Here is a 24,122-nt window from a genome sequence, read left to right on the forward strand (position 1 = left end):
TCGGTGAACCTCTCCACCCGCTGACTCTTCCCCGGGCGCCGCCTGGGCCAGCCGATCAACCCGACCACCTTGCTCGGCCCCCTCCGCGACCTCGGGGTCCCGGCCCAACGCGCCCGCACCTCCGCCATCCGGCACCTCGTCCTCCAGGCCCCGGCGCCGGTCATCGCCAAGGCCCTCGGCTACCACGACAAGACCGCCACTCGGCTCGTCACCGAGGCCGGCGGCGCCTGGAGCTGATACGCCCCCGGTGACCACACACGGTGACATCGCTACTGAAGTTGAAAGCGTGATGTCGGGCTGAGAGCGGTCAGCCGTCCATGATCAGGCCGGTGGCGGCGAGGCATCCGTCGACCAGGTGGGGCCGGTACTGGATCTGCTTCAGGCTGCGTCTGACGGCGCGGGCGAGCTGGTCGAGGTCGGCGGCGGCGAGGTTGCCGATGGTGCGCTGACCAGCGACCAGATGCCCTCCTGCGGGTTGAGGTCCGGTGCGTACGAGGGGAGCTGGAAGACCGTCAGCCAGTCTCTGCTCGCCTCGATGAACTCCCGCATCGGGGGCATCAGGTGGGCGCGGAGGTTGTCCCACACGAGCACGATCGGACCGCCGAGCTGGATGTGCGCACGGATCAGCAGGTCCCGGTAGTCCTGCCAGCCCAAGCCCTTCTTCTCGCCCTTGCCGCCCCGGTAGACGTGGAAGCTGTAGAACATCCGCGACCGCTGACCGGACTTGTAGCAGCTCAGCCCCGCCATGGAGACCCGGCCGGCTCCCCGGCCACGAACGCGAACCGTCGGCGTGCAGCCGACTCTGCCCCAGGTCCTGGCACGCGGCGGCCTCATCGACTGCCCGGCTTCGTCCTCGAAGACGAGCCAGGCGCCCCGGGCCGCCGCGGTGCTTTTACCCGCGGCCACGTGTCCTTCTTCCACAACTCGATGGCCGAATCGTCGCGTTCCATCGCGCGGCGGGCCGGTTGCTGCCAGGACCAGCCGTGCCGCCTGAGCAGGGCCCAGGTGCCCTCCACGGTGTAGGAGACGTGGAACAGCCGACCGATCAGCGTCTTGGCCCGCGCCAGAGTCCACCGCTGGTCAATCCAGCCGTGGGCCAACGGCCCACACTCCAACTCCCGCTCCAGCCGCTCGATCTGGGCATCGGACAGCCTCGGACGACCGGGCGAGCCCTTCGAGGTGATTCCCGCCGCACCGCCCTCGCGCCACTGACGGCGCCAACGCTCCACCGAACGCACGCTCACCCGCAGCGCCACCGCGATGTCCCGGCTCTTCTCGCCGCCCTCGAAGCGTTCCACGGCTTGCAGCCGGATCCGCTCCCGAGCAGCCCTCTCGGCGTCGGTCAAGCCGCCGCCCTGCGCATACCTCACAGCACACGACTACCGGGGCCGACCCTCCACCGGCAGGCGAACGCTACTGCTTCACCCATCCGAGCGACATCACGCTTTCAACTTCAGTATCAGGAATACCTGACACCTCAACATGCGCGCCTACCAGTCTCAACCCCGAATACGCGACCCCTGAACATGCGGGCCTACCAATCCAACCCCGGAATCGCGCCGACCGGGGTCGACCGAGGTCCAGAACAGCCACGACCGCACCGGAGAACGGACACCACCGACCCGAATCCAGCCAGAGCCAGAGGGTTTCAATCCTCGAATCCGATGCGGTCGCCACGTCATCGCGAAGCGTAACGGCTGCTTGAATTACATTTCCGTCCCGCCCGCAGGAGCGCCTTAAACCAACGGCTTATCACAGTCGCCCAGGTCCAGGGTTACGCAGATCTGCTTGGAGATCTCGTTGGAAGTAGGTGTGCCGGCTTGGGCCCGCTTAAACATGCTCCAGAGGATCATGCCGCCACCGCCTTGGGCCTTGACCCCATTGGCCAGCGCTTCGACCTCCGGCAGCGTGATTACGTGGGCGTTCGGCGCCGCTTGCTGGGGCCATGCCTCGGGTGCGACTTCGACACCCAGCAGGATGGGTCCCTTGAAATAATTCTGGTAGGCGGCCAGGGCCACCAGCGGGTCGTATGCGGTGCTGGCGTCATAGGCCATGATATTGAGCCGGGTGATCTTTTCGGCCACATCCGAGCGCAGCAGGGCGAGCGAGACCCCGGTGTACTTATTCATCGGTTGGGATTTGGCCCACTGCCCCTCACCGTAGGCACCCACGTGGAAAACCGAAACCGAGAGAGTCGATCCCGCGGGCAGCCCCTTGGAAAGCTTACGCACTACCCCTACGTACTCTTCATCCGTTGCACACGCGTACCCATTCCGAGATGGCGCGCACCCCGGGTATGTTGGCTCGTAGCCGACGTCGACACCGTCGAGGCCGAAGTCGCTGACGAAATCGGCAATCTCGGTCACGTTCAGCCCCGACCAGTTGTCGTAGACTGCGCCGCCGATCCCGACGAGCACCTCGACGCCGGGATTGCGTTGGCGCAGTAGGGACACCGCATCGCGGACGACAGTCCCATCGTAGGAGAACTGGATGCCGGTCCCCCCAAGCGAATAGCTGCCCTTGGTGTATCGCGCGTCGGGCTGCATGAAACACAAAATGACCGTGCCGACGTAGGCCGGAAGGTTGGCCAACTTCGCGCGTGCTGGATCGCCCACCCATGAGTCGGCCCAGGACTCGTAGTAGACGGCGTAACGATACGATGTCGACGACAAAATATCCCCCCTGGGAAGCGGTTCGGCGAACTGCTCATCTGACGCCGACCATCGTCTCAGACTCTGTCCCGGGTCGGGTCATTTACGCCCGATCCACTTGGTCGGCCGACCAGGCGGCCTCCCGGTCTGCGTGACGGTCACTCATCTCGACGGTCTGATCCTGGGCCGCTCCGCCTTCCGTCACTCCGTCAACTACCGTTCCGTCGTCGCCCACGGGCTGGCACACCAGGTCACCGACGAGGACGAGAAGCGCCACGCCCTGGAAGCGATCGTCAACCACGTCGTCCCGGGCCGCGCCCAGGACACCAGGCCGGCCCAACGAACAAGAGCTGAGCTACGTCGCGGTCCTGCGCCTCGACCCGACATGAAGGAGGCCGCCCCCGACCAGGAAGTCATCCTCACCGTCCACGAGCTCAAGCGCCTCGCGCGGAACGCGGCCGAGCTGATGACGCTCTCTGGCCAACTGCAGGCCGCCGGCGTCCAGCTCGAACTCCTCACCGGCCCGCTCACCGGCATCCACGACCCCAGCGGCATGGGCGCCATGTTCTTCGCCGTGCTCGCCGCGGCCGCGCAGATCGAGCGGAACTACATCCGGGAGAAGACCCTCGAAGGCCAGGTGTCCGCCGCCTCCAAGGGCAACCACGGCGGACGGCCCAAGGTCGTCGACGACGACATGCTCACCTTCGCCCAGGCACTCAAGGACAAGGGCGTCCCCGTCCCGACATCCTCACGGTGACCTCGTCGTTGATCATGGTGTGACCAAGAACCGCACCCTCTTCGCCGCCGCCGCTCTCGCGGCCGGGACCGTAGCGCTGTCTCTGCCCACCTCGATGCCCGCCGTGGCCACGCCCGCCGCGGTCTCCGCCGCCCCCGAACGGCACTGCCTGCCCTCCCAAGACGTCATCCTGAGGTCGGACTACATCAACACCACCAGGAAGGCCACCGTCTCCCTGTGCCTGGAGACCGACGGCAAGGACATCAAGGTCGTCAGCGCGGCCACCGACTGCGACACCACCTGCGTGATCCTTACCGCAACGTCCAGGTGGACACTGAAGCAGGACGGCGAGGACGTCGGCCAGACGCAGCTGGGCAAGCAGCTGGCCTACAAGGGAGAGGGCACCTACTCGGTGACCGCCGACCTTGAGGTCTACGCGAAGGAGTCCGCCGAGCAGGGCGGCACCGCCGAGGACCAGACGTACACCGCCAAGCCCACCTTCAGCGGTGACCTCAGCTTCACCACGCGGCTCGCCCAAGCGCCGAACATGAGCGGAGAGCTGACTGCGGTCGACGACGACAACTGGAGGCTCACGGTCACGAACTCCGGCGCCGGAGCCGCGCTGACGACCGACGTCAGCTTCATCAGCCGCTCTGACGTCAAGGCCGACGACGCCAGGTGCAAGGAAACCTCCGGAGGGGGCCTCGCATGCTCCCTGGGCCGGATGGAGCCCAGCGCCACCACCGAGATCACCGTGACCCGCTCCGGGAAGCAACTCTGCAAGTCAACCTGGGTGGACAGCACGATGACGAAGAACGCGCCCTTGTTCCGCTGGGCGATCGACACCAACTTCGGCCAGGGAGCCGTCACAGCCGGCCCGGCCTGCACGTAACCCACCTGGCGCCGGCGCCCTACGTGCCCGCTCCGCGGAAGCCGCGTAGGGCGTACGCCAAGCCCGCCTCGGACCGGGCGCCCGCATGGTAGCGACTCACTGCCGTACCGGCTCTCCCCACGCCAGGCTCCGGGCGCCCCGAGCTGACGAGTGGCGGCCGGGCCTGACGCCGCCCCGGCACGGGGACCGGGGCGGTCCGCACCGGGGCGGAAGCCCCGCTGCTCCGACCTGCCTCGGCCGCTATGAGCCTTCGATCGCCGCCTGGAGCCGAGGCTTCGCGTCCGGCAGCCTTTTGCTCAGCGCATCATCCGATCGACGACCACTGCCACTGAACGGGGCACGATCCGCTCCAGGACCGGCAGAACAGGATCCCAGCCGCCGAGAACCACCACCTGCGCGGCGAGCCTGCGGGCGCGGGACGGCTCGGACAGCTCCACGAGTGCGGCCAGTGCGCGGGCTCGTGTCCCGCGGTGGGCGATCGAGCGGGTGAGAGTCTCGGCCCCGTCCGGATCGCCGTGCCGGGCCGTCTCCCGGGCGACCGCGAGCAGTGCCCCGCCCTGTGCCCAGCGGTCGTTGATCGAGTGGACCAGGGCCTCAGCCCGGCCCTGATCGCCGCGCAGGGCCAGCTCCCGGACCACTTCGATCAGCGCCCTGTCCTGTGCCCGGCGGTCGGTGATCGCGTGGGCGAGAGCCTCGGCCCCGCCAGTGTCGCCGGAGCGGGCCAACTCCCTGACGACGTCCGCCTGCCGCGCCCCGGACAGATCGGGGTCGAGCCGGTCGGCGAGGGTCATGGCCCGCTCGGCCTGCCCGTGCCGGGCGAGCAGGAGTGTCAGGGACCTCAGCAGGATGTCGTGATCACGGCCGTCAACGGTCTCGAGCAGTGTCTCGGCCCGGTCGGCCAGGGCCAGGACCACGTCCTGGTCGGCGGTTTCGGCGACCGCATCCAGCACACATGCCATGTCCCAGGCGTCGAGCGGGGATCTGGCGGAGCGTGGGCGACCAGTGCCTGTTCCCGCAGCGGCCTTCACCAGCTGCAGAAGGGTCAGCAGGCAGGGCTCGCCTCCCTTGCGCGATGTCTCTTCCCACGTCGTTCTCCGGTGCCAGGCCGCGACGTCGCTCCCGTTCCCGCATCATCAAGAGCTCTGGCCCCCACTGGGCCAACCCCTCCGGCATGCCTGGTGCCCCCTGGTAAAGCCCTCCGGCTGCGCGCCCGCGCAGGCGGCCCAACAGTGCGGTGGGACTCCGTCGGATCGCCACGGAGAGGGCGGTCTCCAGGTCGGTCACCAGCTTCGACGGTGCCTCGGCTGCGTGGTAACCCCGATGCGGTGATTCCCAGGAGCATCTACGGTCGTCTCGGTCACAACTCAGGGGGTGCGTATGGAATATCGAATGCTGACCGCGGATGTGGTGAACCTGCTTCTCGGAGACGGGGAGGCAACCCCGAAGGGCATCGAGACCACCGCCCTGGAGATGGTCCGCACCGGCCGGCTGAAGGGTGAACAGAAGGCCGACGGTACGGTGACCGTACGGATCGTCCCGCGTACCGCCGACTCGGCACCGCTGCGGCCCGTCGAGGAACTGGTGATCGAACGAATCCGCCGGTGCTGCCGAAGCGGCGGTGTCGACCGCGTGCCGAGAGGCGCCCTCGGGCCGGGCGACGGCGACGAGTTCTGGGTGTGGTGGCGCAGCTTTCAGAGCAGCGTCCGCGACGAGGCGACGGCCCTCGGGCCCATACGGCCGGCCAGGAACAAGTACGTGACGTTGATGTATCGGGGTGCGGCCCTCGCAGCCTGGTTCGGCGCCCTGTGGGCCGGGGTGTCCTGGAGTCCCGACTGGGTGCGGTTCATTCTCAAAGCAGTCCTCATGGTCAGCCTGTGGGGGCTGGTGCGGCTGTCGGACGTCCCGCTCGGGTCCGGGCCCAGGTTGACGGCCGCCGGACGGCAGGCCGCGCGCGAGTGGCGGACCCACGACCGCGCTGGAGAGCGTCGGCTGCCCAAACGCCAGGTGGGGGTGGCTGGTCCCGAATCGGCGCTTCCCGTACGCGAGTCACGGCGGATCTGGTCCTCGTACGGCAGATCGTGGCACGTCGTGGACGCCGGGCCGCTGGACACCCCGCGCTGGGGACACCTGTGGCAGTTCGTGGTGCTGACCGTGGCCGTGTGCGCCGCCTTCGTCGTTGTGGTCGTGGTGAGCCTGACCGCGCGCCCGCGCTTCGGTTGGGAATGGGACACCGGTCCGGTGCTCACCGGCGTACTGCTGTGGGGCCTGTGGCTGCCGGCCCGCCGTCATGTCCTTGCGGTTCCCGATGAGTCGAGCTTTCGCGGTGCCGTCATCTCGCGCTGGGACTACGACACTCACTACGACGACCCGTACACGGAGGTCACGCACTACTGCTGCTCCATCGAGGACCCGGCGACGCGGAAAGCTTGGTCCTTCGAGGTCGACCGGTGGAGCCGGCCGATGTTTTCACGCGAAGCGAACCCGGAGCTCAAGGACCGGTTCCGGGTAGGGGACGTCGTCGATGTCCACTGCAGCCCGCGTCGGCGCAAGATCCATCAGATCAGTGTGGTCGAGGCCGCGCCGCGGACCGACTGACGATCAGATCCGCTCTCCAGCAAGGATGCGGCCCCGGGCCTGGCCCGGGGAGACTCGCTGCGCTCGATCGCGCGGTCCATGGGACGAGCGCCTTCGACCATCAGCGGGAGATCGCCCGCGACAAGGGCCCCGGGCAGTACCGGGCCCTCGACGCGGTTTTCCACACTGCTCAGGCGACGCCGCGGATGCGGTGGACCAGGGCGGCGGCGAGCAGGGTGACCAGGGCGGTGGCGACGTAGAGGCCGACGTACCCGCCGCAGTCGGCGACGATCGGCGCGGCGACTGCGGGGGCGAGCACCTGGGGGCCGGAGTTGGCGATGTTGATGACGCCGAGGTCCTTGGCGCGGTCGGCGGCGGCGGGCAGGACCTGGGTGACCAGGGCCTGGTCGACGGCCAGGTAGATGCCGTAACCGGCGCCGAGGACGGCGGCGGCCAGGACGGTGGCGGGCCAGCTGTGCAGGAACGCCAGGATCAGTGCGGCGACGGCCATCACCCCACAGGAGGCGACGACCAAGGCGCGCCGTCGGCCGGTGCGGTCGGAGACCAGGCCGGACGGGACGGCGGTCAGCAGGGCGGCGAGGGTGTAGACGGCGGTGAGGATCAGCACGCCGGTCTCGGGTGAGCGGTAGTGCACGGCGTCGGTGAGGTAGTAGAGCAGGTAGAGGGTGCCGATCGCGTTCCCGAGGTTGATCAGGAACCTGGTCAGCCAGGCCCAGCCGAAGTCCGGGTACCGGCGTGGGCTGACCCAGTAACCGGCCGCCAGGGCCCGGAGGTCGATCGGGGCCCGCAGCTCGCGCGGCAGCACCGGGTCACGGAAGAGGAACACGAACGGCAGCGCCAGCGCCACGGTCATGGCCGCCGTCGCCGCATAGCCGGGCAGCACGCCGCTGACCAGCACCGTCACCAGCACCGCCCCGACCACCAGCCCCAGCGACTGGCTGATCCCGGTCCAGCCGGAGACCACGGCCCGCTGCCCGACCGGCACCTGGTCGGCCACCGGCGCGGTGACCCCCGCCAGCATGATGTTGAGGCCCGCCTGTGCGGCCACCCAGCCGGCCGTGATGCCGAGCAGCCCGCCCTGCGCGGCCGTGAGCAGCAGCCCGGCCGCGCCGAGCAGAGCCCCGGCCAGGATCCACGGTCGGCGGCGCCCGAAGCGCGACGTCGTGCGGTCGGAGAGGGCACCGGCCAGCGGGTTGACCAGCATCGCGACCAGGGCGCCGACGCCCGTCACCCAGGAGAGCAGCCCGGCCTTGTGGGCGGAGTCGAGGTGTTCGAGCTGCAACGGCAGCAGGATCTGGATCGGCGTGAAGAAGCCGAGGAAGACCGCGAGGTTCGCGAGGCTGAGCGAGGCCGTCCAGCGCCACGAGACCCGGGCCGTCGGTTCGGACAGGGCACCACCGTCGATGGCCGACCTCTTCTCGGAGCGGACAGCTTGGAAACATGAGGCCAGCTCATGTCCGGCCGAGTGTAGGGCCCGGGGCAGGCACTGCCAAGGCCCCGGGCCACCGGACCCGACAGCAGCGCCGGTCAGCAGTCGCCGACGTAGTAGCGCGCGCACGACCCCTGGAGGTACAGCTCCAGCTCCGGCCCGGCGAGGTTCTCGTACCTGGCCACGTACTCGACCACCAGCCGCATCTGGTGGATCACGCCGCCCTCCAGCGGGCACAGCGCCGACCGGCCAGGCGGCGGCGCCCCCGGGCCGATCTGCTCCAGCAGGAAGACCGCCATCGGGTGCGGCAGCAGGGCCGACAGCTCCTCGGGATAGGCCGACTTCAGCAGTTCCAGGTACGACTGCACCGCGCGGACACTCTCGTGGCCGCTGAAGACCCGCTCCACGACGTTGCGGAAGAAGGCGCTCAGGACGCCGACGAAGGCCGGGCCTGCCAGCTCGATGTCGACCCGTAGCTGTCCGGCCTGCTTGCCCCCGAGGAAGATCCCGTGCAGGGCCCGGTGCGCGGCGGCTACGGAGTCCCAGGACTGTTCATATGTCGATGTTCCCATGGTCGTTCACCTCTCTTCGTAAGCTCCGGCAGGAGACTGCGAGAGCCAGCAACAGGACGGCGACGGCGAGCGCCGGGAGGCAGCCGAGACCCCCGCCGGGGCGCAGCAGTCTGGTCTCCACCTGGCCGCCGGGAGGGACTCCCGGGTGCTGCTTGGCATAGTGCTCGATCTGCCGCAGGCTGCCCTGGTCCTCGGTGAGCCAGGGCGTCTTGAAACCGCATTCGCCGCACCAGTAGCGGTAGGCCATGTCGACTCCTCACAGTCCTCAAGTCACAGGTCCTCAAGGCACAGGTCCTCAAGCAGCACCGATGCTGGCCGCCGGGCCGCCCACCGGCCAGGCCAGGGCACCGGCCATCGGTGACCGGCCGTCACGGTAGGGTCGTGCACGGCCGTAATCGACCGGAGGGAGCCCCGTGGAGACGGATCAACTCGGCCCGTTGTTACGTCGGTTGCGGAGCAGGTCGGGGCTGACTCAGGAGGATCTGGCGGGCCGGTCCGGCGTGAGTGTCCGGACCATCCGCAGGCTGGAGAACGGCAAGTCCACCGACCACCGGCTCGGCACGGTGAACCTGCTCGCGGACGCCCTGGAGGCCGGGCCCGAGGAGCGCCGCCTGCTCGCGGGCACCCTCGGCAAGGCCGGTACCGCACCGGTCGTGCCCGCACCGGTCGTACCCGCCCCGAGCGGCCCCCGACCGTCGCCGGTACGGGACGCACTCGCAGGCTCCGCCGACGAGTTGGCCCGGGAGGTCCGGCGGCGCTGGCGGCGCGAGGAGGAACAGCGCCGGGTGCACGACCCCTTCCCGCTGCCGGTGCGCTGGGCGGCCGCGCCGGCGGGCCTGACGGACCACGAGGACAACTACCGGCTGCTCGAACCGGGCGCCGTGCCCTTCGAGTTGGACCTGAGCGGCGAGGTGCGGACCGTCGCCGAGGTCTACCGGAGGATCGACTCCGGGCGGTTGGTGATCCTCGGCCGGGCCGGCTCGGGGAAGTCGATCCTGACGATCAGGTTCGCCCTGGACGTCCTGGAGGCGCGGGCCTCCGCCGACCCGGTGCCGGTGATCTTCAGTCTCGGCTCCTGGGATCCTGCGGTCACCGAGCTGCGGGACTGGCTGCTCGGCCTGCTGCTCCGGGACCATCCGCACCTGGCCCGCCGCGTCCCGAGCGGGGCCACCCTGGCTGCCGCGCTCATCGACGCCGATCTCGTGCTGCCGGTGCTGGACGGCTTCGACGAGATCGCGGAGGGCCTGCGGTGCGATGCCCTGCACGCGCTCAACGCCACCTCGCTGCCGCTGGTCGTCACCAGCCGACGCGGCGAGTACGCCGAGGCCGTCCAGGCGGCGAACACCCCGCTGGTCCTGGCCGCCGGCATCGAGCTCGCCGGTCTCGGCGTCGAGGACCTGCTCGGCTACCTGCCCCGAACCGCCCGCCCGGCCGTCGAGAACGACAGCACCGGCACCGGCTCCGGACCGGTCTGGGCCCGCGTCCTGGCGGACCTGGTCAGCCGGGACACCCCGGCCGCCCGGCGCCTGGCGTCGGTGCTGAGCACCCCGCTGATGGTCGTCCTGGCCCGGACGATGTACAGCGACGTACGGGACAGCGACCCGGCCGAGCTGCTGGACGGCGACCGGTTCCCCACCGAACACGCCCTGGAGGAGCACCTGCTCGCCGGCTTCGTCCCCACCGTCTACCACCGCCGTGCCCCCGGCCCTGCCCTCCCCCACGGCCCGGACGGGCGGCGCGACCGGGCCCCGGAGCGGGCTCTGCGCTGGCTCGGCCACCTCGCCCACCACCTGGTGCGGCTCGACCGGGACCGGCAGGATCTCGCCTGGTGGCAGATCGCCGACTCGCTGCGGCTCTCGACCCGCGTCGCGGTGACCGTACTGGTCTCCGCACTCTGCATCGCGGGGGCCGACTGGGGCGCCTGCCTGCTCGTCACCCGGCTGGGGCTCGCCGAGATCCTGCTGCAAGGGGCTCTGATGGGCCTGTTCGCGGGGCTGGCCTTCGGCTCGGTGTACGCCGTCCTGGCCGCCGTCGGCCGCGGGGTCTTCGAGCCGTCCCGGGTGCGGCTACGGCTGCCCGGGGCGTACCAGGGCATCGGCCGGGGGGCGGCCCGGACGTTCACCGCCCGGTTCGGCAGCGGGCTGCTGGGCGGGTCCGTCATGGGCGTCGGCTGCGCCGTCGCCTTCGCCCTCGAACACGCGCTCTACGACGGCGTCCCGCTCCTGAACAGCTCGGTGATCAAGGGCACGCTCATCGACATGCTCGGCTTCGGGCTGATCTTCGGCCTGGCCGCCGGTCTGGTCTTCGGGCTGCTGGCCGTTCTCGAAGCACCGCTGGACGTCACCTCCGCCGCCACCCCGGCGGACCTGCTCTCGTCGAACCGGGCGACGGTCGGCCGACAGGTCGTGGTCCTGATTCCGCTGCTCACCGTGGCGATCGCCTTCGGCGGGCGGCTGGTCACCGACCTGCTCGGGGTCTTCTTCGGCCGGCTGAGCTGGCCGATGTCGGACGGGCTCTTCATCGGCGCCGTGGGCGGCCTCGGGGGTGTCAGCTCCTACGTGTTCTCGTTCACCGCCTGGGGGCAGTGGGTCGTCCTGTGCCGCGTCTGGCTGCCGCTGACCGGCCTGCTGCCCTGGGACACCGCGGCCTTCCTCGACGACGCGTACCGCCGGGGCGTGCTCCGCCGGGCGGGCGCGGTGTACCAGTTCCGGCACGTCCGGCTGCAGCACCACCTCGGGCGCACCTTCCGCGAGCAGCAACCCGCCTACGCACCGGCCCGGTTCACCACAGGGACATGAACGGGGGCGGCCACCCGGCACCGGGCCGGGTGGCCGCACTCCCCCTGGTCGGGCTGCGTCAGGCGGCCGGGTACCAGTACGTCCCGTTGCCGCCCTCGCTGCCGATGGTCCGGGTCATGATGTTGCCGTCCTGCCAGTAGAGCGGGTGGTTCTGGAACCAGCCGTTGAAGGAGTCGAGCGAGGTCGCGTCGCAGACCCCGTCGGTGTGGATGCAGTACCGCTGCACCGGCACCCCGGCGAAGTCCTCGGGGCCGGTGCCGGGCGACACCGCGACCAGCGGCAGCGGCACCCCCTGCGGGATGAGGTGCCAGAAGCCGGTGCCGGGCTGCATCGGGTCGGCGTAGAGCTTGCCGGAGACCTGCGAGGGCGGGACGTCGGTGCCGTGGCTCGCGACCTTCTGCAGCACCAGGTCGCCGACCCAGGCGCCCTGCGAGTAGCCGACGATCGTGAAGTGCGCTGCCGGGTCGGCGTGGTAGGTGTTCACCAGGGTGGCCAGCGCGTTCTGGTAGCCCTGGTTCACGCTGTCGGCGAAGCTCGGCGCGAAGGGCGCCGGCTGCTCGTTGTGGCTCCCGACGAACGGCCCGCCGCTGGCCGGGTAGCAGACCGGCACGGCGATGCCGCCGTTGAGGTGCTGGTTCGCGTAGTAGTACGAGTAGGTGCAGCCCGGCGCGTCCGCGGCCGAGCCGGTGCCGCCGATCTCGATGTAGTAGTGGTGCGCGGAGTCGGCGTGCGCGGCGGTCGGCACGGCGACGGCGGCGGAGAGCGCCAGGGCCACCGCCCCTAGGACGGCCTTCCAACGGCGGATCAGCTTGTACGAGGTCGGGTCGGACATGCGTGAGTCAGCTCCCATGAGGTCAGGGCGGGTACCCGCACCGGGCGTTCACTCATCCTGCTGGCCGGTCCACCATCCGCCCAGGCCAACGAACCGGCCACATATGACCGGGCCCCTTTCCGGCTACCCCGCCGATCGCACGACAGGGGCTGTCAGGGCCGGTCGGTAGGGTTCGGTCATCGATCACCGGACGATCACTGCACCCGGTGGCTGACCATGGCAAGGAGGGGGTGCTGTGCGGCGCTGGGAGCTCGTCGGTGACGGTTCTGCGAAGTTCTGGGAGGCGGCGGCCGAGGGCGCGACCGTACGTGTGCGCTACGGCCGGATCGGCACCGAGGGCCGCGCCCAGGTGAAGGAGCTCGATTCGGTCGCGGCGGCCGAGGCGCACTTCGGCAGGCTCGTGGCGGAGAAGGAGCGCAAGGGCTATGCCGAGGTCGGGGCCGACGTGCAGACAGCGCCGCAGCCCTCGCAGGCCGAGCTGGGCGAGCTGGGCGAGCCGACCGAGCCGACCGAGCCGGTGGCCGAGCCGGTGACCGCGAGCGGGCTGCCGGACGAGGACTCCTTCGTGCTGCCCGCCGCCTGGCAGGAGCTGGTCCCCCCGCGCCGTGGCGGTGCGGTGCGGGCCGGGGTGTCGGCCGAGGTGTCGGCCGGGCCGGAGGCTGCAGCGGCCGTGGCGGCGCAGGAGGAGCGGATCGCGTCCGAACAGGACTGGATCGCGCAGGTGCTGGCCTCCCACCACTCCGAGCCGACGCTGGTGCGCGCCGCGCGCGCCTACCTGGCCGGGGAGGCGGATCCGGTCGGGGCCGCCGCCGTGGCGAGCATGCTGCCGCCGGCGTGGCGGCCCGGTAGCCAGGAGGAGTCACCGGTCGCCGACGCGTGGGTCGCGCAGCACGGGCCGGCGTTCGCCGCCCGAGCGGCGGTGGAGGTCTTCGAGATCGAGACCCACTGGCAGCAGCACAGGTCCAGGCGGACCGACCCGGCACTGCGGTTCCGGGCCTCGGCGGGTCATCACTCGCTGCACGTCGAGCGTTCGCTGGCAGCCCGGGTGCGGGCACTGCTCGCGTCCACGGACGAGGCGGCGTACCAGGAGACCGTGGCCGCCCTCGGCACGTGCCGGACGACGCCTCAGCGCCGGGTCGTCGCCGCCTTCCTCGCGCCGGGCACCCCGGGGTGGGCCGACGACTGCGTGGCCGACGAGCCCGGCTACGGCGACGACGGGCCCAAGCTGCGGCCGCTGCTGCTGTGCGCGCTCGACGACCCGGCGCAGGTGGACCGCCTCGGCCACCACCCGAAGCTGCCCTGGAACGGCTGGTCGCTTCAGCTCATAGCCACCCTTGCCGACAGCCTCGGGACGGCCTGCGTGCCGTTCCTCGGCGAGGCGCTCGAACAGGCCTACGGCTCCGACCGGGTGCGGGACATCGCCTCGGTGGTGGCTCGGTTCCCGACCGACGACGCCTTCCGCCTCCTGCTCGCCCGCCTGGACGACAAGTACACCCGGGCCGCCCTCCAGGAGGCCGTGCAGCGCTACCCGGCCCGTGCCGTGCGGCTGCTTGCCGCAGCGGTGGTCAAGGGCGGCAAGAACGCGCCCGCCGCGCGGCAGCTCCTCAACTCCCACGTGCTGCTGAACAGCGCCGTCCTGCCCGAGCTCCTGCCCCATCTCGACGACTCGACGCGGGAGTTGGTCCGAACGATCGGCGAATCCCGGCAGCGCGTCGCCGAGGCGGCACCGGAGGCACTCCCCGAGCTGCTGGTCTCTCCCCCGTGGACGCGCCGACGCGCACCCCGCAAGCAGCGCGTGCTCGCCGGCCTGGAGCCGGACGGCGCAGCGAGTTTGGCGTGGCGCGCGGGTGAGCAGGAGCAGTGGGCCCGGACGCCGTACTCGGGGTGGGAGTACCCGGAGTCGACCGACTGGGGCCTGGAGGCGGCCAAGGTGCTCGGGAGCAGCGGCAGTCTCTGGTACGCGGGCCGGTTCCTGGCGCAGGGCCCCGTCGAGGTGCTCGCCCCCGAGGTGGAGACGTGGCGGCCCACGAACCTGTGGGGCGGTCAGGAGTACCTGCGGCCGGTCGTCGCCAAGTACGGCCTGGCGGCGCTGCCGACGGTGCTGTCGGTCGCGCAGGCCCAGCCGGCGAAATTCGCGCCGCTCCTGCTGCCGTTCCTCGACGCCGGTGCGGCGCGGGTGATGGCCGAGGGAATGGTCCGGCTCAAGTCGGTGCAGCCGACGGCCCGTTCCTGGTTCGCCCGGCACGGCACAGCGGCGGGCCTGCTGCTGACCCCCGACGCGGTCGGCCCGGCCGGGCCTGCCCGCCGTGCTGCGGAGCAGGCGCTGCGGCTGGTCGCGGCGTGTGAGGGCACGGGCGCCGTGCTTGCCGCCGTGGTCGCCCGCCACGGCGAGGAGGCGGCGGAGATCGTCGCCGAGGCGCTGGCCACGGACCCGCTGGAGAACGCGCTGCCCGCCCGGATGCCGGTGCTGCCCGCCTGGGTGCGGCCGACCGTGCTGCCGCAGCTTCTGCTCGCCTCGGGTGCGGCGCTGCCGGAGGACTCCGTCCGGCACGTGCTGACCATGCTCTCGCTGTCGAAGCCAGCCGACCCGTACCCAGGGCTCGCCGTCGTCGTCGACGCGTGCCGCGCCGACTCGCTGGCCGAGTTCGCCTGGGCCCTGTTCGAGGAGTGGCGGCAAGCCACCATGCCCGCCAAGGAGAGCTGGGCCCTGCACGCCCTCGGGTCGCTCGGGGACGACGGGACGGTCCGCCGGCTCACCCCGATCCTGCGCGACTGGCCCGGGGAGGGCGCGCACCACCGTGCGGTCGAGGGCTTGGGCGTCCTCGCCGAGATCGGCAGCGACGTGGCACTGCTGCACCTGCACAGCATCGCCCAACGGGTGAAGTTCAAGGCGCTCAAGGTCCGCGCCCAGGAGAAGATCTCCGAGGTCGCGGAGGGCCTGGGCCTCACCGGCGAGCAGCTCGCGGACCGCCTGGTCCCCGATCTCGGCCTCGACGTGGACGGCACCACGGTCGTCGACTACGGCCCGCGCCGCTTCACCGTGGGCTTCGACGAGCAGCTGCGCCCCTTCGTCATGGACGCCGACGGCAAGCGCCGCAAGGACCTGCCCGCCCCCGGTGTCAAGGACGACCAGGAGCTCGCCCCCGCCGAGCGCAAGCGGTTCGTCACGCTGAAGAAGGACGTCCGCACCATCGCCGTCGACCAGATACACCGTCTGGAGGCGGCGATGGTCGCCCAGCGCAGCTGGACGGCGACGGAGTTCCGGGAGCTCCTCGTCCAGCACCCGCTGCTCCGGCACCTGGTGCGGCGCCTGGTCTGGCTCGCCGACGGCGCAGACGGTGCGGACGGCAGCGGCGGTACGGCCAGGACCGCCTTCCGGGTCGCCGAGGACCGCACCTTCGCCGACGTCGACGACCGCGAGTTCACCCTCGCCGAGCAGGCGACGGTGCGCCTGGCCCATCCGCTGCACCTCGGTGAGGCGGTGGCGGCGTGGTCGGAGCTCTTCGCCGACTACGAGATCCTGCAGCCGTTCGCGCAGCTCGGCCGGCCGGTGCACCGGGTGACGCCGGAGGAGGCGACCGCCAACCGCCTGCACCGCTTCGAGGGCCGCACGGTGGCGGTGGGCCGCCTGCTCGGCCTGACCAAGCGGGGCTGGGAGCGCGGGCAGCCGCAGGACGCGGGCATCGAGCGCTGGTTCTCCAAGCGGCTCGGCGACGGCTGCCACCTGGTCATCGCGCTCGACGAGGGCATCTGGGTCGGCATGGTCGACGAGTTCCCCGACCAGACCTTCGAGACGGTCTGGCTGGACTCGGCGCCGGGCGACCACTCGCCCGGCCACCACTACCCGCTGCGGTTCGGCGACCTGGACCTGGTCACCGCCTCCGAGCTGATCGCCGACCTGGAGGCGGTGACGGCCTCGTAACACCGCCGAGCTGACGGCCGAGCCCAGGTCAGGAGGCTGGCGCCTCCCGGTGGGGCTGGTCCTGCTGGGGGGCGAAGTGGGCCGGGATGTGGCGGAAGAAGAAGTTGTGGATCAGGCGGGCGGAGTCCTTGCTGTGGCCGAAGTACTCCTGTGCCTGGTGGAACTGGCCGGGGTCGAAGAGGATCAGCCGGTTGGGGACCATGGCGAGTGAGGCCAGCTCCTGCCAGCGGTCGATGTCACCGCCGTCCGCGAGGATCTCCTGTGCGTCGGGGCGCCCTTTCAGGTCGAAGAAGTGCCGTACGCCGGTGCGCCGGTGGGCGTAGAGGGAGGTGCCGCCGCGGCACTGCTCCGGAGTGTTCAGGTAGAGCACCCCGGCCCAGCGCGCCTCGTCGACGTGGATGCGGGCGCCCCGGTGCAGGTTGACCGTCCAGTCCATCGCCGAGGACATGTGCAGGTGGTTGGCGATCAGCTCCTCCCGGCTGCCCGGACCGAGCACGTCGCAGATCCGGTCGACCGCCTCCTCCGCCATCCAGGAGGGGGCGGGCGAGGTGCGGTAGGCGAAGGCACTGTCCGTCCTCGGGGTGAACGTACAGGCCAGGGCGGCGGTCCGGGCCCGCTCGAAGTCGGCGTACACGTCGTCGACGACGATGAGGGAGGCGTGGTCGGTGCCGGTGACGGTCACAGTGATGCTCCTTCGAGATCTCTGGCGAGCGGTGGGCAGCCGCGTACGAAGGCGGTCACCTCGGCCACCGCGCGGCGGGACGCCGCCTCGCAGAAGCGCTCCACGTGGCCGATGGGGTAGTTGCTGAGCGTCACCGGCCCGGCTCCGCCGAGCCGCTGGGCCAGCAGCTCGCCGTGGCGGGAGTCGGCGCGGGTGTCGTACGTCCCGGTCTGGATCAGCAGCGGGGGCAACGGGTGTGCGGGCAACGGCAGATGGAGGGGCGACAGGGCAGCGAGGGCGGCGCGGTGGTCGGGGCGGGCCGGGTCACCGAGGATGGCCGTCCAGTGCCTTCCGATGCCCAGCGCCGGGAAGCCGACCAGGTCCGTGACCGGGAACCGCAGCACCCAGCCGTCGAAGAGCCCCGGCTCCAGCAGCACCGCACGGGCGGCGCCGACCGCGCCCATGCTGTGCCCCAGCACCACCAGCGGCCGCGTCGGCCCGACCCGCTCGCGCAGCCAACGCGCCGCGTGCAGCAGGTCGTTGTAGCCACGCTCACCTTGCGGCACTCGGTGGGCAGGGACCAGCGAACGGGTCACCACCCGGGCCAGTGACACCTCGCCGGCGCCCGTCATCTCCTCGAGCGCCCGCTCCAGGGGAGCGTTGGCCAGCGCGGTCAGACCGCCGTGCTCCAGCAGCAGGACGGGCCCGGCGTCGCCCGACAGCTGCACGGGCAGCCGCAGCCCGTCGCCCGCCGTGCAGTACTCCGTCACCCGCCGCGCCGGCATCGGCCAGAGCTCCTCGCGCAGCCGCCGGGGCTCGTCCTCGCCGCCGAGGAGCAGCTCCATCCGCCGTACCGACGCACCGCCCGGCCGGGCCGACACCCGCAGCCACACCGCGCAGTCGTCGGAGGGAGAGGCCGCGATCTCGGGGAAGGAGCCACCGGGCTCGCCGCCCGCGACCAGCCTCGGCCGCAGCGTGTCGCCGTCCACCCAGTACAGCGCCTCGCCCGCACCGGCGCCTCGCCCGGTCAGGGCCCGGACCAGCACGCCCCGCCGGGTGCCCCAGAACCAGGCCAGCGCCGTCCCGTCGGGAAAGACCACACGCTCGGCGCCCGCCGGGTCGGTCGATCCCGCCCGTAGTGCGCGGAGCTCCGCCCGCGGCGTGCCGAGCGCCTCGCCGTGCCACCACCGGTCCGCGCCGAGCACCAGCCGGGTGCGGGCGGTCGCGGCGACCGCCAGCCGGGTCACCGTGACCCCGTCGGGCGTCTCCCCGCCGAATCGCAGCAGCTGGTACGAAGTCCCCTCCGGTGAGGCGGACTTCAGCAGCGCCGCCGAGGGGTCGGCGGTCGCCTCCAGCGACAGCAGGGCGCCGGGGCCCACGTCGAGAGGCACCGGCCGGTCCGCCCGGAAGGGGTCGCCCAGCCGGTGGACGGCGACCCGGACGCCCTCGACCGGCGGGGCCGACAGGCGGGCGCCCGGCGGGAAGCCGGTGTAGACGAACCCCGGCCCCGCGTCCCGGCCGACCGCCGAGGCCACCTCGGCCAGCCGCACGAGGGCGGGCCGCCGGGCGAGCACCTGGTCCGGTGCCTGCGGCTCGGACAGGTAGCCGTAGTCGCCGCCCGGCCACCCGCGCAGTACGGCGGGCGGGGCACCGTCGGCCGGATGGACGGCCAGCGGTACGAGCCCGTCGCTGCCGTCGCCACCGTCGCCGAGCTGCACCGGGTGGACGCCCTCGGCGTCCCCTCGCGTCAGCCGTGCCCCGGCCTCGGAGTCCTCCCACCAGTACCCGGCCCGGCCGCAGGTGAGGAGCCCGTGCACTGCCGCCCGCGTCGGTGCCGCGCCCGCCCTCGTCATCGGCTCAGCCCTGCTCGTTGGAGGCGAGTTCGTGGCGGCCGGAGGCGAGCACGAGGGCGCCGGCCACCAGCGCAGCCGTGACCAGGCAGCCGGCGGTGGCCTCCAACGGGAAGGTGTCCGAGGCCGGGGAACGGACCAGCAGCACGCAGTAGGTGAACGGGTTCACCGCCGCCAGTGCCTTCATGAACACCGGCACGTGGTGGAGCGAGTAGAACAGCGGCGCCGTCATCACCAGCGGCAGGCTGAACAGGGCGGTCAGCAGGTCCCGCTTGCTGTAGCTGTTCACCCCGAAGCCCAGCGCGCACCCGGTCAGCACCGTCAGCAGGCACACCAGGACCGCCAGCACGGCCATCGCGGCGTCCTGCGCCGGGCTGCCGCGCCCCAGCAGTTGTTTCAGCACCAGGATGGCGGCGATCTGCACCACCGCCACCAGGCCGTTGGCGGTCAGGATCGAGCCGATGTACTGCGAGAACGACACGTCGGTCGTCCGGGCGATGGCGTACGTGCCCCACTTGCGGTCGTTGGCGACGTCGCCCATGCACCAGAACAGCGCCCGGATGGAGATCACCACCAGCACGCCCGCGTAGGCGAAGTCGTCGTACGTCATGCCCTCGATCCGTGCGCCCCCGACCAGGGTGCCCAGGCCGGTGACCATGAACAGGAAGTACGCCGGGGCCTCGATGACCCGGCTCAGATGGCTGGTCCGCCAGTTCCACACGCTCAGCAGGTGGAACCGGGCCAGTGTCAGGGAGGTCTTCACTGCTGCACCGTCACACTCTCGGGTACGGGGGTCCGTTCGGCGTAGCGGGCCAGGTAGACGTCCCGCAGGGACTGCTTCTCGGCACTGAGGTCCTGGACGGCGAGGTCGGGTGGCAGCCAGGCCAGGACCGGCCGCAGGCCGGTGGCCAGCGGCGCCCGCACGGAGAGGCCGGTGAGGTCGGGCTCGGTCTCCAGGCTCCAGTCCGGTGGCAGTCCGTCGGCCAGTGCGGCCGCCTGGCTCACCGTCATCCGCGCCCCGAGCGTGACGTTCACCTTCATCGTGGCGCCGGCCCGTCGGATGAACTCCTGGATCGGCAGGTGCGCCTGGAGCCGCCCGGCGTCCAGCAGCACCAGGTCGGAGGCGGTCCGCTCGACGGCGTCCAGGTCGTGCGAGGAGACCAGCACGGTGCTGCCCCCGGCCGCCCGGTCCCGCAGGTGGTTCATCACCAGCTCACCGGCCGCCGGGTCGAGACCGGCCGTCGGCTCGTCCAGCACGTACACCGCGGCCTCGGCCACCAGGGCGCGGCCGATCTGCACCCGCTGCAACTGACCACCGGAGATGTACTCCGCCTGCTGGCCCTGGATCTTCTCCAGATCCAGCAGTTGCAGCATCAGGTCCACCCGGGAGGCCGGCGTACCGGTCAGCCGGGCCACCAGTTCGATGTTCTGACGTACCGTCAGCGACCAGTCCACCATGGTCCGTTGCGGGGCCCACATCACCCGGCCCCGGCCGATGTCGGTGCGCACCGCGCCGGAGCTGGGGCGGATCAGCCCGGAGATGATGTTGAGCAGCGTGGACTTCCCCGCGCCGTTGTGCCCCACCACGGCCAGCAGCGTGCCGGGCTCCACCACGAAGGAGACTCCCGACAGCGCCTCCTTCCCGTTGCGGTAGCGCTTGGTCACTTGGTCGACGGTCAGGCTAGGCACCCGAAGTACTCCTCCACTAGGTCTGCTCCCTGCTGTTCGCCACCCTGGTCGGGCAGCGTCAGCAGACTTCGCGGCCGCTCGGCGGCGAGCGCGTCGCCGAGCCAGGGCCAGGCGTCGGCGGGCCACACCCGAGGGGCCCGGCCGCCCGGCACGAGCGTGGCCGTGCTGCCGCCGCGCCGTACGGCGACCAGGTGGGCCGGGCCCAGGCGGCGGTCGACGGGGACGACCTCGGCCAGGCTCTCCGGCCGGGCCAGCACCACCTCGCCGCTCACCGTGCAGTAGGAGCGGCGCTGTTCGAGACCGGCGAGCACCCCGTCGCGCATGGCGGCCAGCGTACGGCCCCGCACCCCGGTCGGGGTGAGATACGGGCGGACGGCGCCGGTGGCGCGCTCGACGACCAGCAGCTGGTCGGAGACCAGGGCCCAGCCGCGCGCCGACAGGGCCAGCCCCAGGCTGGTCTTCCCGCTGTGCGGCTCGCCGAAGAACGCCACGCACCGGCCGCCCCGGGCCAGCACGGTGGCCTGGACGAGGCCGATGGCGTCCCGCAGCACCCGGAACGGCGGGAGCGGCGACGGCACGGACGACCAGCGGGTGAACCGGCGTTCCTCGATCAGCTCCCCGCCGGGCTCCGACCGCAGCCGGAAGGTCTTGGGTTCGTCGTCCTTGGCCAGCAACGACCGCAGGAATCCGCCCCGGGTGCCCAGCAGTTCGACCCGGTAGTCGGCCCTGGCGGTGGGCGGGGCGGTGTGCGGGCCGAAGAAGAAGTCCAGGTCCTCGGCATCCGCCGGGCTGCACGACACCCGCACCACCGTGCCGAAGAAGTCCAGCAGCCGCTCGGCCCCGGCGAGGAGTTCCGTGTCATCAGGCATGGGCGCTCCGCACTCCCGTCAACTCCGTACTCCCGTCAACTCCGTAATCCCGTCAGCTCCGCGCAGACGGCGCCGAGCAGCTCCAGATGCCGCTGCGGATCCCAGCTGACGCGGGCCGTGCCACCGGCCGTCCGGACGGTGAAGTCATCGCCCCGGGCGAGGTCGAGGCGCCAGGCCAGGGTGAGCAACTGGCCCGGCTCCGCGCAGCGGCCGAGCCGCTGCGGGCGCACCATCCAGGTGTCGCCCCACCGGGTCGGGATGCGCGGGGCGTCGGCCAGCACCGTCTCGTCCAGCCAGGGCAGCAGTGGCAGGCTGCGTTCGCGTACTCCGACGGGCCGACCGTAGTAGTGCAGCCTGCCGGGGGCCTTCCGGTCCAGGACCAGCAGGTCGTCGGAGACGAACCGCCAACCGGCGCGCAGCAGTTGGACCAGCCAGACCGACTTGCCCGCCCCGCTGGCGCCGGTGACCGCCAGCGTCCGGAGGCTGCCGTCCGGTGCGGCCAGCGCCGCCCCGTGCCGGATCCGCACCAGGTCGCGCAGCGGCGCCAGGCCGAACGGCGGTACCGGGGACGGCCGTTCCGCCCTGCTCTGCCACTCCTCGTACAGCTGCCACGGCGAGCCCGGGGTGCGCCACCAGGCCCGTTTGACGGTCGGGGTGCCGAGTGCGGCGATGAACGAGCCGCCGTCCGCGCTCTCCAGCAGTACGGACAGCTCCGGGGCGGCGCCGGCGACCAGGTGGTCGCGCAGGTAGTACTCCAGGTGGTCGACGTCCCCGGGGTCGGCACAGTGGAACTCCGTCGTGACGCCGCAGAATCGGGCCGACAGGACGGCGGGCCGGTCAGGCATCCAGCCCCACCGCCATCCCTTGCTCGGCCTGCCAGGCCGTCAACTCGGCGCCGATCTCCCGCCGGTCGGCCCGGTACTCCGCCCGGTCGAACGGCATGCCGCGGACCCGGCTCGGGATCAGCGCGCACGCGTGCTCGGCGGGCGGCAGCACGCTGTCGAACATCCGCCACGGAAACTCGACGGACAGCCCGAGCGCCTGCCGCTCGTCCCACAGCCCGCTGCCCGGACGCAGCTCGCACTCGGTGAGGTACTTCGGGGCGGGCAGCCCGGCCCGGCGGTGGGCCCGGATCTCCGCCAGCAGCTGTCGGCGGTGCTCCGGCGTCTCCTTCGGGTGTCCGATCATCACGCCCCACACGCTGTCCATCCCGAGGTCACGTGCCGCGTAGAGCATCCGCACGCCCTCCTCGACGCTCTGGCGCTTGTTCATCAGGGCCAGGTGGTCCTCCAGCAGCGTCTCGATGCCGAGTTGCACCGTGACCCGGCCCAGCGCGGTCAGCTCGCGCAGTCGCTCCGCGCCGAAGTCCGGCCTGATCTCGCAGAACACCTCGTAGTCGTGGCGCTCGCCGGAGGCCGCCAGGGCATTGGTCAGGCGCGGCGGCAGGGCGGTGTCGAGGAACTGGAACCGCTGCTGGCCGTACACCCGCGCCAGCTCCGCCATCTCGGCCAGCACCCGGGCGGGGTCGTGCATCTTGAAGCGAACGTCGTAGGAGTCGTTGAAGTTGCAGAAGTCGCAGCGGTCCCAGTAACAGCCCCGGGACAGCTCCATGCTGACCACCAGGCGGCTCCGCAGCCAGGGCCGCCGCACGCTCGCCCGGACGAGGCCGGCCTGTCCGGCGTAGGCGTCCTTGAAGCTGTGCGCACGACCGGCCACCACGCGGCGCCGCCCCGCCATGGCATGGTCCAGGGCGTCCGCCAGGACGTCCTCGGCCTCGCCGTAGACGACCACGTCGATCTCCTCATGCATCGTCAACAGGTCACGGGCCACCTGGTAGGCGCCGAAGTAGCCCCCGATCACCACGCGCGGCCTGGCCACGCCCCGGCGGGCCGCCAGCTCGGCGACCCGCCGGGCCAGCAGCAGGCTGGGCAGCAGCTGGAAGTGCGTGCTGGTCAGGCAGAGCACGTCGCTGCCGACCACCCGCTCGGCCAGCCGGTCCAGATAGGCGTCGAACAGGTCGCGCAGCTGCGCCTCCTCGTCCGCCTCCGCCAGGAGCTCTGTCCGGGCGAGGTCCTGACGCTCTGCCGGCTGCGCGGCGGTGGGTGGCGACCACAGCGGCAGCAGTGCCACGTCGGCGATGAAGTGCCGGTTGGTGAACCGCTTGTACAGGGCCTCCGGCATCCCGTGACCACGGGCGAAGGCGTAGAACTCCATGTGCGCGGGCAGGAAGCGGGCCCGGCAGCCGAGCGCCTCCAGCCGCTGGGTGATCAGCACGGCCGGGTAGCAGGTCGCGAACGGCGTGAAGAAGGGCAGCGAGACGACGGCGGCGGTCGCGGCGGGAGCGGCGCGGGTGACCTGCGCCAGGGGCAGGAGGACGGGAGTCGTCGTCATCGGTGTCCTTCGGGACGGACGTTCGCCTACGCGGGGTGGGGGATGATGGGAGCGGCAGGCCCGGTGCACCGGCTTGGCCCCGGTGCACCGGGCCGTGCTGCTGTCGCGGCTACTCCGCGAGGAACTGCCGGTGCAGGCCGGAAGCCATGATGGCCTCCTCGATGGTGGGCTCGAAGAAACCGTCGTCCTCGAACTCGACCTCCACCTCGGGGGTCTCCATCCGCTCGTCCATGCC

General features: G+C 71.7%; 20 protein-coding genes and 3 pseudogenes. 8 read left to right on the forward strand and 15 right to left on the reverse strand.

The window, feature by feature from the left end:
- Positions 1–69 precede the first annotated feature (69 nt).
- The gene (locus ACR68M_RS01370) at positions 70–237 is read left to right on the forward strand and encodes a hypothetical protein (RefSeq protein WP_441248510.1); all 168 of its coding nucleotides are present in this window, start codon (positions 70–72) and stop codon (positions 235–237) included.
- A 70-nt stretch (positions 238–307) separates the two neighbouring features.
- On the opposite strand, the pseudogene ACR68M_RS01375 reads toward ACR68M_RS01370, so the two are convergent.
- Positions 308–1,370 (reverse strand): annotated as a pseudogene (locus tag ACR68M_RS01375) (IS630 family transposase).
- 366 nt (positions 1,371–1,736) lie between these two features.
- Positions 1,737–2,615, reverse strand: a complete 879-nt coding sequence (locus tag ACR68M_RS01380) for a glycoside hydrolase family 18 protein (RefSeq protein ID WP_441251800.1) — start codon at positions 2,613–2,615, stop codon at positions 1,737–1,739.
- A 127-nt stretch (positions 2,616–2,742) separates the two neighbouring features.
- Here ACR68M_RS01380 and ACR68M_RS01385 point away from each other — a divergent pair.
- The 3 genes and pseudogenes from ACR68M_RS01385 to ACR68M_RS01395 all read left to right on the forward strand — a co-directional run.
- Positions 2,743–3,031, forward strand: a pseudogene (locus ACR68M_RS01385) (pyridoxamine 5'-phosphate oxidase family protein); the annotation flags it as partial.
- Positions 3,032–3,099: 68 nt separating this feature from the next.
- A pseudogene (locus tag ACR68M_RS01390) lies at positions 3,100–3,408 on the forward strand (recombinase family protein); the annotation flags it as partial.
- A 19-nt stretch (positions 3,409–3,427) separates the two neighbouring features.
- Complete coding sequence (locus ACR68M_RS01395; protein ID WP_441248511.1) at positions 3,428–4,279, forward strand: hypothetical protein; 852 nt, start codon at positions 3,428–3,430, stop codon at positions 4,277–4,279.
- A gap of 296 nt (positions 4,280–4,575) precedes the next feature.
- Here the strand turns inward: ACR68M_RS01395 and ACR68M_RS01400 are convergent, their stop codons facing one another.
- Positions 4,576–5,238, reverse strand: coding sequence for a hypothetical protein (locus ACR68M_RS01400; protein ID WP_441248512.1), 663 nt, complete (start codon positions 5,236–5,238; stop codon positions 4,576–4,578).
- 430 nt (positions 5,239–5,668) lie between these two features.
- On the opposite strand from ACR68M_RS01400, the gene ACR68M_RS01405 reads away from it, so the two are divergent.
- Both ACR68M_RS01405 and ACR68M_RS01410 read left to right on the forward strand, forming a co-directional pair.
- Complete coding sequence (locus ACR68M_RS01405) at positions 5,669–6,874, forward strand: hypothetical protein (RefSeq protein ID WP_441248513.1); 1,206 nt, start codon at positions 5,669–5,671, stop codon at positions 6,872–6,874.
- A 66-nt stretch (positions 6,875–6,940) separates the two neighbouring features.
- A complete protein-coding gene (locus tag ACR68M_RS01410) occupies positions 6,941–7,093 on the forward strand; it encodes a hypothetical protein (protein WP_441251801.1) in 153 nt (50 codons plus the stop codon).
- Here ACR68M_RS01410 and ACR68M_RS01415 read toward each other — a convergent pair.
- The 3 genes from ACR68M_RS01415 to ACR68M_RS01425 form a co-directional block, all read right to left on the reverse strand.
- Complete coding sequence (locus tag ACR68M_RS01415) at positions 7,044–8,279, reverse strand: MFS transporter (RefSeq protein WP_441251802.1); 1,236 nt, start codon at positions 8,277–8,279, stop codon at positions 7,044–7,046. The genes ACR68M_RS01410 and ACR68M_RS01415 overlap by 50 nt on opposite strands.
- 122 nt (positions 8,280–8,401) lie before the next feature.
- Positions 8,402–8,875 (reverse strand): hypothetical protein, encoded by a 474-nt coding sequence (locus ACR68M_RS01420; RefSeq protein WP_441248514.1) that lies wholly within the window; start codon positions 8,873–8,875, stop codon positions 8,402–8,404.
- Positions 8,856–9,122 carry a hypothetical protein gene (locus tag ACR68M_RS01425; RefSeq protein ID WP_441248515.1) on the reverse strand — a complete coding sequence of 89 codons (267 nt, stop codon included), beginning with the start codon at positions 9,120–9,122 and terminating at the stop codon, positions 8,856–8,858. The genes ACR68M_RS01420 and ACR68M_RS01425 overlap by 20 nt, the downstream gene beginning before the upstream one ends.
- Before the next feature lie 166 nt (positions 9,123–9,288).
- On the opposite strand from ACR68M_RS01425, the gene ACR68M_RS01430 reads away from it, so the two are divergent.
- On the forward strand, positions 9,289–11,673 hold the full coding sequence (locus ACR68M_RS01430; protein WP_441248516.1) for a helix-turn-helix domain-containing protein: 2,385 nt from the start codon (positions 9,289–9,291) through the stop codon (positions 11,671–11,673).
- A 58-nt stretch (positions 11,674–11,731) separates the two neighbouring features.
- Here ACR68M_RS01430 and ACR68M_RS01435 read toward each other — a convergent pair whose 3' ends face one another.
- The gene (locus tag ACR68M_RS01435) at positions 11,732–12,505 is read right to left on the reverse strand and encodes a PE-PPE domain-containing protein (RefSeq protein WP_441248517.1); all 774 of its coding nucleotides are present in this window, start codon (positions 12,503–12,505) and stop codon (positions 11,732–11,734) included.
- A 235-nt stretch (positions 12,506–12,740) separates the two neighbouring features.
- On the opposite strand from ACR68M_RS01435, the gene ACR68M_RS01440 reads away from it, so the two are divergent.
- Positions 12,741–16,427, forward strand: a complete 3,687-nt coding sequence (locus tag ACR68M_RS01440) for a WGR and DUF4132 domain-containing protein (protein ID WP_441248518.1) — start codon at positions 12,741–12,743, stop codon at positions 16,425–16,427.
- Positions 16,428–16,455: 28 nt separating this feature from the next.
- On the opposite strand, the gene ACR68M_RS01445 is transcribed toward ACR68M_RS01440, so the two are convergent.
- The 8 genes from ACR68M_RS01445 to ACR68M_RS01480 form a co-directional block, all read right to left on the reverse strand.
- Positions 16,456–17,109 (reverse strand): DUF6445 family protein, encoded by a 654-nt coding sequence (locus tag ACR68M_RS01445; protein ID WP_441248519.1) that lies wholly within the window; start codon positions 17,107–17,109, stop codon positions 16,456–16,458.
- Positions 17,106–18,941, reverse strand: coding sequence for an alpha/beta hydrolase family protein (locus ACR68M_RS01450; protein ID WP_441248520.1), 1,836 nt, complete (start codon positions 18,939–18,941; stop codon positions 17,106–17,108). The genes ACR68M_RS01445 and ACR68M_RS01450 overlap by 4 nt, the downstream gene beginning before the upstream one ends.
- Before the next feature lie 4 nt (positions 18,942–18,945).
- The gene (locus ACR68M_RS01455; protein ID WP_441248521.1) at positions 18,946–19,701 is read right to left on the reverse strand and encodes an ABC transporter permease; all 756 of its coding nucleotides are present in this window, start codon (positions 19,699–19,701) and stop codon (positions 18,946–18,948) included.
- A complete protein-coding gene (locus tag ACR68M_RS01460; RefSeq protein WP_441248522.1) occupies positions 19,698–20,627 on the reverse strand; it encodes an ABC transporter ATP-binding protein in 930 nt (309 codons plus the stop codon). The genes ACR68M_RS01455 and ACR68M_RS01460 overlap by 4 nt, the downstream gene beginning before the upstream one ends.
- Positions 20,615–21,496 carry a hypothetical protein gene (locus ACR68M_RS01465; protein ID WP_441248523.1) on the reverse strand — a complete coding sequence of 294 codons (882 nt, stop codon included), beginning with the start codon at positions 21,494–21,496 and terminating at the stop codon, positions 20,615–20,617. The genes ACR68M_RS01460 and ACR68M_RS01465 overlap by 13 nt, the downstream gene beginning before the upstream one ends.
- A gap of 35 nt (positions 21,497–21,531) precedes the next feature.
- Positions 21,532–22,341: a hypothetical protein gene (locus ACR68M_RS01470; protein WP_441248524.1), complete on the reverse strand. Its 810-nt coding sequence runs from the start codon at positions 22,339–22,341 to the stop codon at positions 21,532–21,534.
- On the reverse strand, positions 22,334–23,887 hold the full coding sequence (locus tag ACR68M_RS01475; protein WP_441248525.1) for a radical SAM protein: 1,554 nt from the start codon (positions 23,885–23,887) through the stop codon (positions 22,334–22,336). The genes ACR68M_RS01470 and ACR68M_RS01475 overlap by 8 nt, the downstream gene beginning before the upstream one ends.
- Before the next feature lie 109 nt (positions 23,888–23,996).
- Positions 23,997–24,119 (reverse strand): hypothetical protein, encoded by a 123-nt coding sequence (locus ACR68M_RS01480; protein ID WP_441248526.1) that lies wholly within the window; start codon positions 24,117–24,119, stop codon positions 23,997–23,999.
- Positions 24,120–24,122 lie beyond the last annotated feature (3 nt).

It is taken from the genome of Kitasatospora sp. McL0602, assembly GCF_052076145.1.
Lineage (GTDB): Bacteria > Actinomycetota > Actinomycetes > Streptomycetales > Streptomycetaceae > Kitasatospora.

Coding starts and splice junctions, on each gene's coding strand:
- ACR68M_RS01425 (WP_441248515.1), bottom strand. CDS start 9,122: ATGGCCTACCGCTACTGGTGCGGCGAATGCGGTTTCAAGACGCCCTGG.
- ACR68M_RS01400 (WP_441248512.1), bottom strand. CDS start 5,238: ATGGCATGTGTGCTGGATGCGGTCGCCGAAACCGCCGACCAGGACGTG.
- ACR68M_RS01475 (WP_441248525.1), bottom strand. CDS start 23,887: ATGACGACGACTCCCGTCCTCCTGCCCCTGGCGCAGGTCACCCGCGCC.
- ACR68M_RS01470 (WP_441248524.1), bottom strand. CDS start 22,341: ATGCCTGACCGGCCCGCCGTCCTGTCGGCCCGATTCTGCGGCGTCACG.
- ACR68M_RS01405 (WP_441248513.1), top strand. CDS start 5,669: ATGCTGACCGCGGATGTGGTGAACCTGCTTCTCGGAGACGGGGAGGCA.
- ACR68M_RS01450 (WP_441248520.1), bottom strand. CDS start 18,941: ATGACGAGGGCGGGCGCGGCACCGACGCGGGCGGCAGTGCACGGGCTC.
- ACR68M_RS01420 (WP_441248514.1), bottom strand. CDS start 8,875: ATGGGAACATCGACATATGAACAGTCCTGGGACTCCGTAGCCGCCGCG.
- ACR68M_RS01480 (WP_441248526.1), bottom strand. CDS start 24,119: ATGGACGAGCGGATGGAGACCCCCGAGGTGGAGGTCGAGTTCGAGGAC.
- ACR68M_RS01435 (WP_441248517.1), bottom strand. CDS start 12,505: ATGTCCGACCCGACCTCGTACAAGCTGATCCGCCGTTGGAAGGCCGTC.
- ACR68M_RS01465 (WP_441248523.1), bottom strand. CDS start 21,496: ATGCCTGATGACACGGAACTCCTCGCCGGGGCCGAGCGGCTGCTGGAC.